This is a genomic window from Streptomyces sp. NPDC001220, from assembly GCF_053597895.1.
Genome location: NZ_JBSFJE010000002.1, coordinates 297160 through 311843 on the forward strand (window position 1 = coordinate 297160; position 14684 = coordinate 311843).

General features: G+C 71.2%; 11 protein-coding genes. All 11 read left to right on the plus strand.

All coding sequences use genetic code 11. The annotated features are described in order from the left end of the window. The first annotated feature begins 185 nt into the window (after window positions 1-185). The 11 genes from ACWDGI_RS05890 (at window position 186) to ACWDGI_RS05940 (ending at window position 14683) form a co-directional block, all read left to right on the plus strand. The gene (locus ACWDGI_RS05890) at window positions 186-1019 is read left to right on the plus strand and encodes a hypothetical protein (protein ID WP_450755747.1); all 834 of its coding nucleotides are present in this window, start codon (window positions 186-188) and stop codon (window positions 1017-1019) included. A 281-nt stretch (window positions 1020-1300) separates the two neighbouring features. Further along, window positions 1301-2512 (plus strand): ROK family transcriptional regulator, encoded by a 1212-nt coding sequence (locus ACWDGI_RS05895; RefSeq protein WP_450755749.1) that lies wholly within the window; start codon window positions 1301-1303, stop codon window positions 2510-2512. Between the two features lie 70 nt (window positions 2513-2582). Further along, window positions 2583-3926: an ABC transporter substrate-binding protein gene (locus tag ACWDGI_RS05900; protein WP_450755751.1), complete on the plus strand. Its 1344-nt coding sequence runs from the start codon at window positions 2583-2585 to the stop codon at window positions 3924-3926. Window positions 3927-3928: 2 nt separating this feature from the next. After that, the gene (locus tag ACWDGI_RS05905) at window positions 3929-4870 is read left to right on the plus strand and encodes a carbohydrate ABC transporter permease (RefSeq protein ID WP_450755753.1); all 942 of its coding nucleotides are present in this window, start codon (window positions 3929-3931) and stop codon (window positions 4868-4870) included. A gap of 2 nt (window positions 4871-4872) precedes the next feature. Continuing rightward, window positions 4873-5769 (plus strand): carbohydrate ABC transporter permease, encoded by an 897-nt coding sequence (locus tag ACWDGI_RS05910; RefSeq protein ID WP_450755755.1) that lies wholly within the window; start codon window positions 4873-4875, stop codon window positions 5767-5769. 6 nt (window positions 5770-5775) lie between these two features. Continuing rightward, window positions 5776-7044, plus strand: a complete 1269-nt coding sequence (locus ACWDGI_RS05915; protein ID WP_450755757.1) for a 6-phospho-beta-glucosidase — start codon at window positions 5776-5778, stop codon at window positions 7042-7044. Further along, window positions 7035-8006: an N-acetylglucosamine kinase gene (locus tag ACWDGI_RS05920; RefSeq protein ID WP_450755759.1), complete on the plus strand. Its 972-nt coding sequence runs from the start codon at window positions 7035-7037 to the stop codon at window positions 8004-8006. Before ACWDGI_RS05915 ends, ACWDGI_RS05920 begins: the two co-directional genes overlap by 10 nt. A 255-nt stretch (window positions 8007-8261) precedes the next feature. Beyond that, window positions 8262-9674 carry a hypothetical protein gene (locus ACWDGI_RS05925; protein WP_450755761.1) on the plus strand — a complete coding sequence of 471 codons (1413 nt, stop codon included), beginning with the start codon at window positions 8262-8264 and terminating at the stop codon, window positions 9672-9674. A gap of 29 nt (window positions 9675-9703) precedes the next feature. Next, a complete protein-coding gene (locus ACWDGI_RS05930; protein WP_450756495.1) occupies window positions 9704-10729 on the plus strand; it encodes a glutamate ABC transporter substrate-binding protein in 1026 nt (341 codons plus the stop codon). Window positions 10730-10775: 46 nt separating this feature from the next. Further along, on the plus strand, window positions 10776-12107 hold the full coding sequence (locus ACWDGI_RS05935) for a hypothetical protein (RefSeq protein WP_450755763.1): 1332 nt from the start codon (window positions 10776-10778) through the stop codon (window positions 12105-12107). A gap of 23 nt (window positions 12108-12130) precedes the next feature. Beyond that, window positions 12131-14683 (plus strand): tetratricopeptide repeat protein, encoded by a 2553-nt coding sequence (locus ACWDGI_RS05940; RefSeq protein WP_450756497.1) that lies wholly within the window; start codon window positions 12131-12133, stop codon window positions 14681-14683. Window position 14684 lies beyond the last annotated feature (1 nt).

The following is a 14684-nucleotide window of genomic DNA, read 5'->3' on the forward strand; positions in this document are numbered from 1 at the left end:
GCAGCCGCCCCCGGCTCAGGGGCCGGCCTCGGCGCCCGGCCCGCGGAGCCCCGGCCGGATTCAGAGGCCCTTCACAGGTCCCCCGCATTCTCCACGCGTCACACGGTGATCTAGGGTCGCTCCACCACGGGTCCTTGTTCTGGAGCGCGAAGCCGCCCGGGGACCCGTTGCGAATGTGGGGACACATGAGAAAGCTCGCCATAGGCGCCGCCCTGTCCGGCGCCCTGGCCCTGGCCGGTCTCGCGGCGCCCGCCGCCTCCGCGGCCCCGACCACGCCCGACCTGAAGTTCACCGGCATCAAGGTGAACAACGGCAAGGCGATCGTGGTCGGCACCACCAAGACGGTGAGCGTGCCGGTGACGTACACCCTGACCCGGCCCGTGGGCGTGGACGTGGACGGCGACTCGTCGTTCGCCGGCGTGATCCTCTACCGCGGCACCCTGAGGTCGGTGGGCAACATCGTCGGCCCCGACGACTCGCCTTCCTGCACGACGACGGCGACGACGGACACGACCGTCACCGCGACCTGCTCCGAGAAGATCGTCATCGACCCGCAGGACGGCCTGTTCTCGGCCGCCGACGCCACCACCTGGAAGGCCGGCGGGTTCTACAGCTACGTCGACGGCACCGTCTCGGACGACTTCCTCAGCTCGAACTCGGGCACGGCGATCTGGGGCAACCTCGCCACGGCCACGGTGCAGCGCGCGGCCAGGCTGACCGCCGACGCCTCTCCGGAGCCGGTGGCCAAGGGCAGGACGATCACCGTCAAGGGGAAGCTGACCCGGGCGGACTGGGAAGCCGTCGCATACAAGGGCTACCAGGGGCAGAAGGCCGTCCTGCAGTTCCGCGCCGAGGGCACCAAGACGTACGCGAACGTCAAGGGCATCACCTCCGGCACGGGCGGCGCCCTGTCCACCACGGTGAAGGCGTCCAGGAGCGGCTACTACCGCTATGTCTTCGCGGGGACGACGACCACCGCGGCGGCGACGGCCACGGGCGACTTCATCAAGGTCAAGTAGCGCACGCGACCGCCTCACCACAGGGCCCGTCCGGTCTTCCGGGCGGGCCCTTCGGATGTCCGGCCCCAGGTAACGAGTGGGTTGCCGCGCAGGCGGGCTATTGACGCTCTCCTTCCGGCGGCCTTACGTTTTCCAGCCAACAGGAAACTTTCCTAACAGTGATCAACGGGTGAGCGGTCCGGGCGAGCGATCCGGTGCGTGAACCCGACGCGTCCCCCGGGTGGACCGACCACCCGGGTCACTGGGAAACTGAGCGGCTGGAAGGGCAGGTGTCGAACCGCATGGCAGGAACCGCCGGTACGCCGGGCACCCCGCGCGTACTCCGCGCCATGAACGACCGCGCCGCACTGGACCTGCTGCTGGAGCACGGCCCGCTGTCGCGGACCCGGATCGGCAAGCTCACCGGCCTCTCCAAGCCGACCGCCTCCCAGCTGCTGGCCCGCCTGGAGGCGGCCGGGCTGGTGCTGGCGACCGGCACCAGCGAGGGCCGGCCGGGTCCCAACGCCCAGCTGTACTCGGTGAATCCGGGCGCCGCCTACGCCGCGGGACTCGACGTCAACCCGGCCCGGATCCGGGCCGCCGTCGCCGACGTCACCGGCCGTACCGTCGGCGAGTTCGAACTGCCCACCCCGGGGCGGCGGTCGGCCCAGTCCGTCGTACGGCAGGTCACCGACGCCCTCGACGGTGCCGTCAAGGCGGCCGGGCTGGCCCGGGACGACGTCCGCCGGCTGGTCATCGGCACGCCCGGCGCCTTCGACCCCAACACCGGCCGGCTGCGCTACGCCTCGCACCTGCCCGGCTGGCACTCCCCCGCGCTGCTCGACGACCTCGCCGCCGCGCTGCCGATGCCCGTCGAGTACGAGAACGACGTCAACCTCGTCGCCATCGCGGAACAGCGGCTCGGCGCGGCCCGCGGCCACGGCGACTTCGTGCTGCTGTGGAACGAGGAGGGCCTCGGCGCCGCCCTGGTCCTCGGCGGCCGGCTGCACCGCGGCTGGACCGGCGGTGCCGGCGAGGTCGGCTTCCTGCCGGTGCCGGGCACCCCGCTGGTCCGCCAGGTCATCAAGGCCAACAGCGGCGGTTACCAGGAACTCGCCGGCGCGCAGTCGCTGCCCAGGCTGGCCGGCGCGCTCGGCATCGGGGACCTGCCGGCCGGGTCGCACTCCGAGGTGGCCGCCGCGCTCGTCGCCCGCGCCGCCGACCACGGCGACGGCCCGCACCACGAACTCCTGCGGACCTACGCGACCCGGGTCGCCACCGGTCTCGCCTCCCTCGTCTCCGTCCTCGACCCCGAACTCGTCGTCCTCAGCGGCACCGTCCTGACCTCCGGCGGCGAAGTGCTGCGCGCCCTGGTCCAGGCCGAGCTGGAGGAACTGGCGGCGGCCAGGCCACGGCTCGTCGTCGGCGACGTCCAGGAACACCCCGTGCTGCGCGGCGCGCTGGAGAGTGCGCTCGCGACCACCCGCGACGAGGTCTTCGACACCTCGCGCTGACCCGCCCCAGCCCCTTTCAGCCCCCCGCACCGGCCCCTTCCCTCACCGCCCGCCCTTGGGAGACCTTGCCATGCCCATACCTTCCGCTGCCCGAAAGACGGCTTTTGCCCTGACCGCCCTGACCAGTTCGCTCGCCCTTCTCACCGCCTGTACCGGCCAGTCCTCCTCCGGCGCCACCGACGACGCCTCCGCGAACACCACCATCAACTTCTGGCACGCCTGGAGCGCGCCGAGCGAGGTCAAGGCCGTCAACGCGCTGATCGCCGGCTTCGAGAAGGCGCACCCCAACATCCACGTCAACGTCGTCGGCAACATGACCGACGACAAGATGAACCAGGCGCTGCGCACCGGCGGCGACAAGGCCCCGGACGTCATCTCGTCCTTCACCACCAACAGCGTGGGCAAGTTCTGCGACTCGGGCGCGCTGGTCGACCTCAACCCCTTCTTCAAGAAGTCGGGCGTCGACCCGCAGACGACGTTCCCGAAGGCGATGAACGAGTACACCCAGTTCGACGGCAACCGCTGCTCGGTGCCGCTGCTCGGGGACGCGTACGGGCTCTACTACAACAAGACGGCGTTCGCGAAGGCCGGCATCACCACTCCGCCGAAGACCTGGTCCGAATTCAAGGCCGACGCCAAGAAACTGACGATCACCCAGGGCGACAGCTTCAAGCAGCTCGGTTTCATGCCGGACTACCACGGCTGGGAGACCACGACCGAGCACTACCTCGGGCAGTTCTCGCCGACGTACTTCGACAGCAAGGGCAAGTCGAACGTCGCCGAGGACCCGGCCTTCGAGAAGTCCTTCACGCTCCAGAAGGACCTCGTCGACACGCTCGGCGGCTACAAGAAGCTGGAGACGTTCCGCGCCACGCTCGGCGACGAGTGGGGCCCCAAGCACCCCTTCCAGACCGGCCAGGTCGCGATGCAGCTCGACGGTGAGTGGCGCCTCGGCATGGCCCTGGACGCCAAGCCGAAGTTCGACATAGGCGTCGCCCCGATGCCGGTCCCCGACGACCAGGCCGCCCAGTACGGCAAGGGCTACATCACCGGCACCATCGCCGGCATCGCCGCCACCAGCAAGAAGCAGAACGCGGCCTGGGAGTTCGTGAAGTACATCAGCACCGACACGGACGCGGTGGTGAACTTCTCCAACGCCATCCACAACGTGCCGTCCACGCTGGCCGCCCTGAAGTCGCCGAAGCTGAAGTACGACCCGCGGTTCAAGACGTTCCTGGACATCGCCGCGAACCCGGACTCCACGACGGCACCCGCCTCCGTCAACGGCGGTGTGTACCTGGTGACGATCCAGCAGCTCGGCTACGACTACGAGAGCGGCAAGGTCACCGACCTGAAGGCGGGCCTGAAGCAGGCCGCCGCACAGATCGACACGGACATCGCGCAGGCGAAGTAGCGATGAGCACGATCACACTGGCCTCGAAGCGCCGCAGGTCGACGCTTCGCACTCTCGCCTTCATGTCGCCCTGGCTGATCGGCTTCGCGGTCTTCTTCGCGTATCCGCTGATCTCGACGGTCTACTTCTCGTTCATGCACTACGACGGTTTCAAGCCGCCGACGTGGAACGGCACGAAGAACTGGACGTACGTCTTCGAGCACTATCCCTACTTCTGGCCCGCGATGCGCAACACCCTGTGGCTCGTGGTCGTGATGGTCTCGCTCCGGGTCGTCTTCGGCCTCGGCATCGGCATGCTCATCACGAAGATCAAGACGGGTACGGGTGTCTTCCGCACCCTCTTCTATCTGCCCTACCTGGCCCCGCCGGTCGCGGCCACCATGGCCTTCGCCTTCCTCCTCAACCCCGGTACCGGCCCGGTCAACTCGCTCCTGGAGAAAATCGGCATCCCGGCTCCGGGCTGGTTCAACGACCCCACCTGGTCCAAGCCGGCGCTGACCCTGCTGGCGCTGTGGGGCATCGGCGACCTGATGGTCATCTTCATGGCCGCGCTGCTCGACGTGCCGGCGGAGCAGTACGAGGCGGCGGAGCTGGACGGCGCGTCGGCCTGGCAGCGCTTCCGGTACGTGACACTGCCGAACATCTCGCCGATCGTGATGTTCGCGGTCGTCACGGGTGTCATCCAGACGATGCAGTACTACACCCAGCCGCTCATCGCCGGGAAGGTCGCCTCGGGGGTCATCCAGGGCGCGGGCACCCAGTTCGAGCCCGGGTATCCGGAGAAGTCGACGCTCACCCTGCCCCAGCTCGTCTACAACCTCGGTTTCCAGCGCTTCGACTACGGCTCCGCGTGTGTCGTCGCCCTCGTCCTCTTCGTCCTGTCCATGGTGTTCACGTCGTTCCTGATGCGGCGCCGGGGCGGTCTCATCCAGGCAGGTGACTGAACATGGCCCAGGTACTGGACCGGCCGGTGGACGTGACCCCGCAGCCGATGACCTCGGCCGAACGCACCGCCCGCCGCATGGCGTTGCTGAACTGGGTGGCGGTCCACTCGCTCGGCGTCGCCGCCGCCCTCTTCTTCACCCTCCCGTTCGTGTTCGTCTTCCTGACCTCGCTGATGAGCGACAGCCAGGCGCTCAGCCGGGACCTGATCCCGCACACCTGGGAGTGGGGCAACTACCGGAAGGTCTTCGACACCCCCGGCTTCCTGACCTGGTGGCGGAACACGCTGTTCTACGCCGGTCTGGGCACCGTCCTGACGGTCGTCTCCTCGCTGCCGGTGGCGTACGCGCTCGCGAAGTTCCGCTTCCGGGGCCGCAACCTCTCACTCATGCTGGTGATCTCGATGATGATGCTGCCACCGCAGGTGGTCATCATCCCGATGTACCTGTTCTGGGCGAAGCAGCTCGGCCTCTCCGGCACCCTGTGGCCGCTGATCGTGCCGATGGCGTTCGGCGACGCGTTCTCCATCTTCCTGCTGCGCCAGTTCCTGACGACGATCCCGAACGAGTACCTGGACGCGGCGAAGGTGGACGGCTGCGGGGACCTGCGGACCCTGCTGCGAGTGGTGATCCCGATGGCGAAACCGGGTATCGCCGCCGTCGCGCTCTTCCAGTTCTTCTACGCCTGGAACGACTACTTCGGACCCCAGATCTACGCCTCGGAGAACCCGGGCGCCTGGACGCTGTCCTACGGCCTGGAGTCGTTCAAGGGCATGCACCACACCGACTGGAATCTCACCATGGCCGCGACCGTACTGGTCATGGCCCCCGTGATCCTCGTGTTCTTCTTCGCCCAGAAGGCGTTCGTCGAGGGCGTCACGCTCACCGGAGTGAAGGGTTAACCACGTATGAAACTCACCGTGGTCGGCGGAGGCTCGACCTACACCCCCGAACTCATCGACGGCTTCGCGCGGCTCAGGGACACCCTGCCCATCGAGGAACTGGTCCTGGTGGACCCGGCCGCCGAACGCCTGGAACTGGTGGGCGGACTGGCCCGCCGGATCTTCGCCAAGCAGGGCCACAGCGGCCGTATCGTCACCACCTCCGACCTGGACGCCGGGGTCGAGGGCGCCGACGCGGTGCTGCTCCAGCTGCGCGTCGGCGGCCAGGCGGCCCGCCAGCAGGACGAGACCTGGCCCCTGGAGTGCGGCTGCATCGGCCAGGAGACGACCGGCGCCGGCGGGCTCGCCAAGGCCCTGCGGACCGTCCCCGTCGTCCTGGACATCGCCGAGCGCGTCCGCCGGGCCAACCCGGACGCCTGGATCATCGACTTCACCAACCCGGTGGGGATCGTCACCCGCGCCCTGCTGCAGGCCGGGCACCGGGCGGTCGGACTGTGCAACGTGGCGATCGGCTTCCAGCGGAAGTTCGCGAACCTGCTCGGCGTCACACCGTCCGAGGTCCACCTGGACCACCTCGGCCTCAACCACCTCACCTGGGAGACGGCGGTCCGCCTCGGCGGCCCCGAGGGCGAGAACGTGCTGCCCAAGCTGCTCGGGGAACACGGCGACACCATCGCCGCCGACCTGAAGCTGCCGACGGCCCTCCTCGACCGTCTGGGGGGCGTGATCCCCTCCTACTACCTGCGCTACTACTACGCGCACGACGAGGTCGTGCGGGAGCTGCGCACCAAGCCGTCCCGGGCCGCCGAAGTGGCCGCGATGGAGAAACAGTTGCTGGAGATGTACGGCGACCCGGCGCTCGACGAGAAGCCCGGGCTGCTCGCCAAGCGGGGCGGCGCGTACTACTCGGAGGCGGCCGTGGACCTGGCGGCGGCGCTGCTCGGCGGCGGGGGCAACCCCTACCAGGTGGTGAACACCTACAACGGCGGCACGCTCCCGTTCCTCCCCGACGACGCGGTGATCGAGGTGCAGGCGGCGGTCGGCAGGGGCGGACCCGTGCCGCTGTCCGTCCCGGACGTCGACCCGCTCTTCGCCGGCCTGGTGGCGAACGTGACGGCGTACGAGGAACTGGCCCTGGAGGCGGCGCTGCGCGGCGGCCGCGACCGCGTCTACAAGGCCCTTCTCTCGCACCCCCTCGTCGGCCAGTACGAGTACGCCGAGGCCCTGACCGACCGACTGATCGCGCACAACCGGGAGCACCTCGCGTGGGCCTGACCGCAAGTGTCCTCGCCATCGACGCGGGCAACAGCAAGACCGACGTCGCGGTGGTGGCGGCGGACGGCGAGGTCCTCGCCACGGCCCGCGGCGGCGGCTTCCGGCCGCCGGTGGTGGGCGTGGAGCAGGCCGTGGACGAGGTGGCGGCGGCGGTCGCCGAGGCGTACACCGCCGCCGGCGTCACCTCCGTCGCCCATGTCTCCGCCTGTCTCGCCAACGCCGACCTGCCGGTGGAGGAGGAGCAGTTGGCCGCCGCGCTGGCCGCCCGCGACTGGGGCGGTTCGGTGACCGTCCGCAACGACACCTTCGCGATCCTGCGGGCGGGCGTGGCCGAGCCCCGGGGTGTCGCCGTGGTGTGCGGGGCGGGCATCAACTGCGTCGGCATGCGCCCGGACGGCCGCACCGCCCGGTTCCCCGCGATAGGGCGTATCTCCGGTGACTGGGGCGGCGGTTGGGGACTGGCCGAGGAGGCCCTGTGGCACGCGGCGCGGGCGGAGGACGGGCGCGGCGGGCCGACCGCCCTGGTCCGCACCCTCCCGGCGCACTTCGGGCTGACGTCCATGTACGCGCTGATCGAGGCGCTGCACCTGGAGCACGTCGAGTACGGCCGCCGGCACGAGCTGACACCGGTGCTGTTCACGACCGCGGCCGACGGTGACCCGATCGCCCGCTCGGTGGTGGACCGGCTGGCCCAGGAGGTCGCGACGATGGCCACGGTCGCCCTGACCCGCCTCGACCTGCTGGACGAGGAGACGCCGGTGCTGCTGGGGGGCGGCGTCCTGACGGGCGGTCACCCGCTACTGGACGACGGCGTACGGGAACTGCTGGCGGCGCGTGCGCCCAAGGCGGTACCGACAGTGGTGACGGCGCGGCCGGTACTGGGGGCGGCGCTGCTGGGGCTGGACACGGTGGGGGCGGAGGTGGCTGTGCAGGACCGGGTGCGGGCGTACTTCGAGGGGTGACCCGGGGCAGCGCCCCGTAAAGGGCGCCGGGGGTACCCCCGGCCGAAGGCCGGGGGAGGAACTGCGCGCTCGGCCCCCACCCGCCCGCGCCCCGGACACCACCGATTCACCCCTCCGGAACCGAACCGATTCCCCCGGCGTATTCATGGGCAGGGGTTCCGCTGCGATCGGATCAAGATCGAGTGACGGCCGGTGCCGAATGTCAGTCCGGGCGGCGATACTGGGCGGCGACCGGATGACCATGGGGGAGGTCAAGTGACACACCCGCCGACGAAGAGCGCGGCACCGCCAGGCGCAGGCACCGTCCTGCCCGCACAGCGGACCGGCTCCCCCACGCCCGAGACAACGCCCCCGCGCCGCAGCGCCTTCGCGGAGGGCGTCGAGCAGGTGCGCGCCGCCGTCACCACCGAGCCCGGCCGGCTCCGGCTCATCGGCGCCGTCCTGGCCGTGCTGATCGTCGCCTTCGGTGCCGTCACCGCCTGGCAGATGACCGATCGCGCGGCCGCCGCCGACGACGTGCTGCACCGCAGCCAGCCGCTCAGCTCGGGCGCGGCCGACATCTACCGTTCGCTGGCGGACGCCAACACCGCGGCCGCCAGCGGCTTCCTGGCGGGCGGTCAGGAGACCGCGGCCTCCCGCGCGCGGTACGAGACGGACATCCGGACGGCCGCCGCCAGGCTCGTCACCGCCGCCGCCAACTCCGAGCCCGGCTCCCCCTCCGAGGCGGCCGTGGCGAAGCTGAACAAGCTGCTCCCGGAGTACAAGGGGCTCGTCGAGCGGGCCAGCGTCTACAACCGGCAGGGCTACCCGGTCGGCGGCGCCTACCTGCGGTACGCGAACGAGAAGATGCAGAAGGAGATGCTCCCGGCGGCGGAGGATCTCTACACCAAGGAGAACGCGCGGCTGTCGTCCGACTACGCGGACGCGACCCCGTACCCGTGGGCGGCGATCGTCCTCGGCCTGCTCGCCCTCGCCGGACTCGCCTGGGCCCAGTTGCGCCACTACCGCCGTACCAACCGCGTGCTCAACCACGGCCTGGTCGCGGCCTCCGCGGCCACCGTCGTCACGCTGCTGTGGCTGGTCGTCGGCCACTCCTTCGCCCGCGCCGGCCTGGACGGCTCCTACGACCACGGCGTCCGCTCGCTGAACGTGCTGCACGACGCCCGGATCGCGTCCCTGAAGGCCCGGGGGAACGAGAACCTCAGCCTGGTCGCGCGGGGCGCGGAGACGGTCACGGTCGACGGTGAGACCTACGACGCGTACTACTACGACTTCGACCAGGACATGGCCGCCCTAGGCAAGGGACTCACCCAGGCCGCGGCGCTCGCGGACGACTCGGCGGGCAGCAAGCCCGTGCAGGCTGCCGAGGGGAACATGAAGGTGTGGAAGGAGCGGCACGCCGACGCCCGCACCGAGGACGAGAACGGCGACTACCAGGCGGCGCTGGACAAGGTGATAGGCGCCAAGGGCGCCACCGCCGAGTGCTTCGACAGCGTCGACGCGAACCTGAAGAACGCTCTCGCCCACGAGGAGACCGAGTTCCAGGAGCAGGCCACCGACGGGCGGGACGCGATGTCCGGGCTGCCGATCGGTGCCGCCATGCTGGGCGTCGCGGCGGCGTCGGGCGCGCTGTTCGGTATCGGGCGCAGGCTTTCGGAGTACCGGTGAGAGGGGGCGTGGCGGTGTTCGCGCAGAGGATGCGGGCCTCCCTGCGGGGCTGGGGCGGAGTGGGCGCGATGGCGGTCGGCTGCGCTCTGGCGCTGGCGTTCGTCCTGCTGCTGCCCCTCACCCAGTCCGCCGGGGGGAGCGACACGGACGAGGGGCTCGGCGGTCCGGGGCTGGCCACGGCGGGCCCGGCGAGGGCCGACAGCTGTGTCGACTCCCAGGCCCAGAACGAGACATGGTCGCCGTCGAGCGCGGACGGCTCGACGATCGACGCCATCAAGGCCCGTACCGGCGCCAAGCGGAAGCTGATCGTCGGCATCGACCAGAACAGCTACCGCTGGGGCTACCGCAACCCGAACAACGCGGGTGCGGAGCTGGAGGGTTTCGACATCGACCTGGTGCACCGGATCGCCCAGGACATCCTCGGCGACCCCGACGCCGTGCAGTTCAAGGCGATTCCGACCAGCCAGCGGATACCGGCGATCCAGGACGGCCGGGTCGACATGGTCGTCCGCACCATGACCATCAACTGCGACCGGCTGAAGGACGTGGCGTTCTCCGCGCCGTACTTCAAGACCGGCCAGCAGGTGCTGGCGCCCAAGTCGTCGCCGATCACCGGCTACAACGGCACGTTGGCGCACAAGAGGATCTGCACGGCGGCCGGTTCGACGGCGTACGCCAAGCTGGACGCGGACCGGAAGGCAGGGAAGCTGGCCGCCTCGGCCGACATCTCCACCACCGTGCCCAACCAACTCGACTGCCTGGTACGGCTGCAGCTCGGTGAGGTGGACGCGGTGGTCACCGACGGCGCGCTGGCCGCCAGCCAGGCCGCGCAGGACCCGACGGTCGAGCTGAAGGGCGCCGCCTTCACGACCGAGTACTACGGCGTGGCGATGAAACAGGGTGCGACCGATCTGGTACGCCGGGTCAATCAGATCCTGGTCGGCTACCGGGCCGACGGCTGGCAGGCGTCGTACGACAAGTGGCTGTCGGCGACACTGGGAGCGGACTCGGCGGCGTCGAAACCGTCGGCGCCGCAGTACCTGCGCACGAGCTGACCCGCATCCGCAGGGCCGGTCCCGACAAGCAAGCGAGAGGTGATCGATGGGCGTCACGGACCCCGCCGGGCCGGTGATGGACCGGGACGAGGTGGACCGTGCGCTGGCGCGGCTCGGCGCGGAGCACGAGGCGATCGAGACCTCGCTGCTCGCCCTGCAGGACCACGCGGGCCGCAGGCTCCTGGAGGGCGCCGAGCTCACCGGGACGACCCGGGAGCGGTGGACGTCCGCCGACGCCTCGATCACCCTGCTGTGGGCGTACTTCGACGCCTACACGGACACGCTGCGCTCGGCCCGGGAGATCCGGGCCCGGCGCCGCTGGTCCAGCCGTGAGGACCTGGTGGAGCTGACCGAGCTGCTGCGCGGCGAGTCGGTGACGGTGGCGGGCAGCGCCACCGCGACGGCGAACGCGCCGACGCTGCTGTCCGCGGCCGGCCGGCTCAGCGAGCGCTTCTCGCTGGTGACCCTGGTCGACCGGATGAACGAGCTGTACGCGACCTCGCTGGACATGGTCGTCACCGCCGACGCGGTGTGGTCGGCGCTGCCCGCGCGGATCGATTTACTCGCCGCCGAGCTGCAGCGCACCCGCAAGCTGGCGCACTCCGTCGGGGTGCGCCCGGGCGAGCACCCGGCGGGCGACGACCTGGAGCGGATCACCCGCATACTGTCGAAGCTGCGCGAGGACGTCGTGTCGGACCCGCTGGGCTTCTGGGTGCCGGCGCAGGGGAGTTCGGCGCCGGGCGGCGGCCGGCCGGACACCACGGTGTACGACCGGGAGGCGCGGGCGCTGGAGGATGTCCGGCGGGAGATCGACGCCGTGCTGACGGTCCGGCAGGACGCGGAGGCCCGGCTGATCAAGCTGCGGGACGTGCTCTCCCGGGCGGACCGTACCCTCGCCGAGGCGCGCACCGCGCGCGGTGAGGTGCTGGCGAAGATCGCGGCGACCGAGGTGCCGGTGGTCAGCGGCCCGCCGACCGCGCTGCAGGAGCAGCTGGCGACGGCCGCCGAGTACCGCAGAATGGCCCAGTGGCACCGGCTGTCACCGCTCCTGGAGTCCCTGGAGCAGAAGGCGGAGGACGAACTGCTGCGCGCCCGTGAGTCGTTGACGGCGGTCACCGCGCCGCTGGCGGTACGCGCGGAGCTGCGCGGCCGGCTGGACGCCTACAAGGCGAAGGTGGCCCGCCACGGCCTGGCGGAGGACCCGTTCCTGATCGAGCGGTACGACGCGGCCCGGCGGATGCTGTGGAGCGCGCCCTGCGACCTGCGGGTCGCGGAGCAGGCGGTGCTGCGCTATCAGCAGGCGGCGGCCGAGGCGCTGGGCGCGCCGCGGGTGCCGCAGCAGAGCGGTCCCGAGGACCGGAGGGGGCCCGGAGCGTGAGCGACAAGGGGGATGCGGCGGCGATGAGTCAGGCGGGACAGGCGTGCCAGCGGCCGGACTGCGAGGGGACGTACGAGGACGTCGGCGGCGGTGAGCTGTACTGCGACACCTGCGGTCTGGCCCCGGTCGTCTCGGCGAGCGGGATGGTCGGTTCGCCGCCCACCGGGATCACGGCCGGCGGCCGGTCCTCGTCGAGCGGCGGGAGTTCGCGCTCCAGCAGCCGCAGTTCGCGTACGTCGTCGCAGTCGTCGAAGTCACGGCGCTCGGTCTCCGGGCGGCTCTCGCGGTCCCTGTCGGGCAAGTCGACGGGCCGTTCGGTGTCGGTGCGCAGCTCCGGTTCCTCGACGAGCGGGTCGGGGCGCAGCCGGCTGGGCGCGGGGCTGGTCACGGTCCCGCAGGTGCCCAAGCCGGACCCGCGCGAGATGGTCCTCGAGAACCCGGAGGTGCCCGAGCGGAAGCGGTTCTGCTCGCGCTCGGACTGCGGGGCGCCGGTCGGGCGGGCCCGCGGGGAGCGGCCGGGCCGGACCGAGGGGTTCTGCACCAAGTGCGGCAACCCGTACTCGTTCGTGCCCAAGCTGAAGGCCGGGGACGTCGTGCACGGCCAGTACGAGGTCGTGGGCTGTATCGCGCACGGTGGCCTGGGCTGGATCTACCTGGCCGTGGACCGCGCGGTGTCCGACCGCTGGGTGGTGCTCAAGGGCCTGCTGGACACCGGCGACCAGGACGCGATGGCCGCCGCCATCTCCGAGCGGCGGTTCCTCGCGGAGATCGAGCACGCCAACATCGTGCGGATCTACAACTTCGTGGAGCATCTGGACCAGCGCACCGGCTCGCTCGACGGCTACATCGTCATGGAGTACGTCGGCGGCAAGTCCCTCAAGGAGATCGCCAACGACCGGCGTACCCCGGAGGGCCGCCGCGACCCGCTGCCGGTGGAGCAGGCCTGCGCGTACGGCATCGAGGCCCTGGAGGCCCTCGGCCACCTGCACAGCCGCAACCTCCTCTACTGCGACTTCAAGGTCGACAACGCCATCCAGACCGAGGACCAGCTCAAGCTGATCGACATGGGCGCGGTGCGCCGCATGGACGACGACGAGTCGGCGATCTACGGCACGGTCGGCTACCAGGCCCCGGAGGTCGCCGAGGTCGGCCCGTCGGTCGCCTCCGACCTGTACACGGTCGGCCGCACCCTCGCGGTCCTCACCTTCGACTTCCAGGGCTACACGACCGTCTTCGTGGACTCGCTGCCCGACCCGGACAACATCGAGGTGTTCCGGAGTTACGAGTCCTTCTACCGGCTGCTGGTCCGGGCCACCGATCCCGACCCGGCCCGCCGGTTCGCCTCCGCGCAGGAGATGGCCGAGCAGCTGACAGGGGTGCTGCGCGAGGTCGTGTCGGTGCAGACCGGCAGGGCCCGGCCCGCCCTGTCGACGCTGTTCGGGCCCGAGGTGAAGGTCACGGACACGGAGCTGTTCCCGAAGCTGGACGGGGACGTGTCCCGGCTGGGGGCGCGCGCGGTGGCCTCCAGAACGCTCGCCCTGGAGCCACCGGGAGCGGCCGGAACCCCGGCCGGCGACGGCCGCCCGGCGGGCGCCCGGGCCGGCGCGGCGGCCCCGGTCTCCCCCGCCCTGGTGCGGCCCGTCCCCACCTCGGCCGCCGCACTCGCCCTGCCGGTCCCGATGGTCGACCCGAACGACCCGAACGCCGGATTCCTGGCGGGGCTCACGACCTCGGGGGCGGGCGAGGTCAGCCTGCTCAGCGCCCTGGCCTCGGCACCGACGCAGACGGTCGAGACCCGGCTGCGCCAGATCCGCGCCCGGCTGGAGAACGGCGACTTCGAGGCCGCGCTGGTGACCCTCGGCGAGCTGGAGGACGAGCAGCCCGACGACTGGCGGGTGGTCTGGTACCGGGGCGTGACCGCCCTGGTCACCGGGGACTTCGAGGGCGCGGCGCTGTCCTTCGACGCGATCTACGACGCCTTCCCGGGCGAGACCACGCCCAAGCTGGCGCTCGGCCTGTGCGCGGAGGTGCTCGGCCAGCTGGACAACGCGGCCGAGTACTACCGGCTGGTGTGGGCGACCGACCCGGGCTTCGTCAGCTCGGCCTTCGGTCTGGCCCGGGTGCAGCTGGCGGCCGGGGACCGGCGCGGTGCGGTGCGTACCCTGGAATCGGTGCCGGAGGCGTCGATCCACTACACGGCGGCCCGGGTGGCGGCCGTACGGGCGCGGCTGCGGCACCGGACCGGGACGCCCGACGACACGCCGTTCCTGGACGATCTGACGGCCGCCGCCGGGCAGATCGAGGCGCTGGACGCGTACGGTCTGGATCCGGCACGGCGCGAGCAGTTGTCGGCGGAAGTCCTCGGCTGCGCGCTGGACTGGATACTCTCCGGAGGCCAGGACTCCCAGCCCGTCGTCGGCGGCCGGGTGCTGCTCGGCAGCGGTCTGGACGAGCGGGGCCTCCGTTTCGGCCTGGAGCGCTCGTACCGCACGCTGGCCAGACTGGCGACCGGCGGTGAGGAGAGGATCGACCTGGTGGAACGGGCCAACCGTTACCGCCCCCGGACGTGGGTGTAGT

Bases quoted from the DNA above. Each gene is read 5' to 3' on its own strand.
- ACWDGI_RS05940 (WP_450756497.1), top strand. From the start codon at position 12,131: ATGAGTCAGGCGGGACAGGCGTGCCAGCGGCCGGACTGCGAGGGGACG.
- ACWDGI_RS05910 (WP_450755755.1), top strand. From the start codon at position 4,873: ATGGCCCAGGTACTGGACCGGCCGGTGGACGTGACCCCGCAGCCGATG.
- ACWDGI_RS05905 (WP_450755753.1), top strand. From the start codon at position 3,929: ATGAGCACGATCACACTGGCCTCGAAGCGCCGCAGGTCGACGCTTCGC.
- ACWDGI_RS05895 (WP_450755749.1), top strand. From the start codon at position 1,301: ATGGCAGGAACCGCCGGTACGCCGGGCACCCCGCGCGTACTCCGCGCC.
- ACWDGI_RS05890 (WP_450755747.1), top strand. From the start codon at position 186: ATGAGAAAGCTCGCCATAGGCGCCGCCCTGTCCGGCGCCCTGGCCCTG.
- ACWDGI_RS05915 (WP_450755757.1), top strand. From the start codon at position 5,776: ATGAAACTCACCGTGGTCGGCGGAGGCTCGACCTACACCCCCGAACTC.
- ACWDGI_RS05930 (WP_450756495.1), top strand. From the start codon at position 9,704: ATGCGGGCCTCCCTGCGGGGCTGGGGCGGAGTGGGCGCGATGGCGGTC.
- ACWDGI_RS05900 (WP_450755751.1), top strand. From the start codon at position 2,583: ATGCCCATACCTTCCGCTGCCCGAAAGACGGCTTTTGCCCTGACCGCC.
- ACWDGI_RS05935 (WP_450755763.1), top strand. From the start codon at position 10,776: ATGGGCGTCACGGACCCCGCCGGGCCGGTGATGGACCGGGACGAGGTG.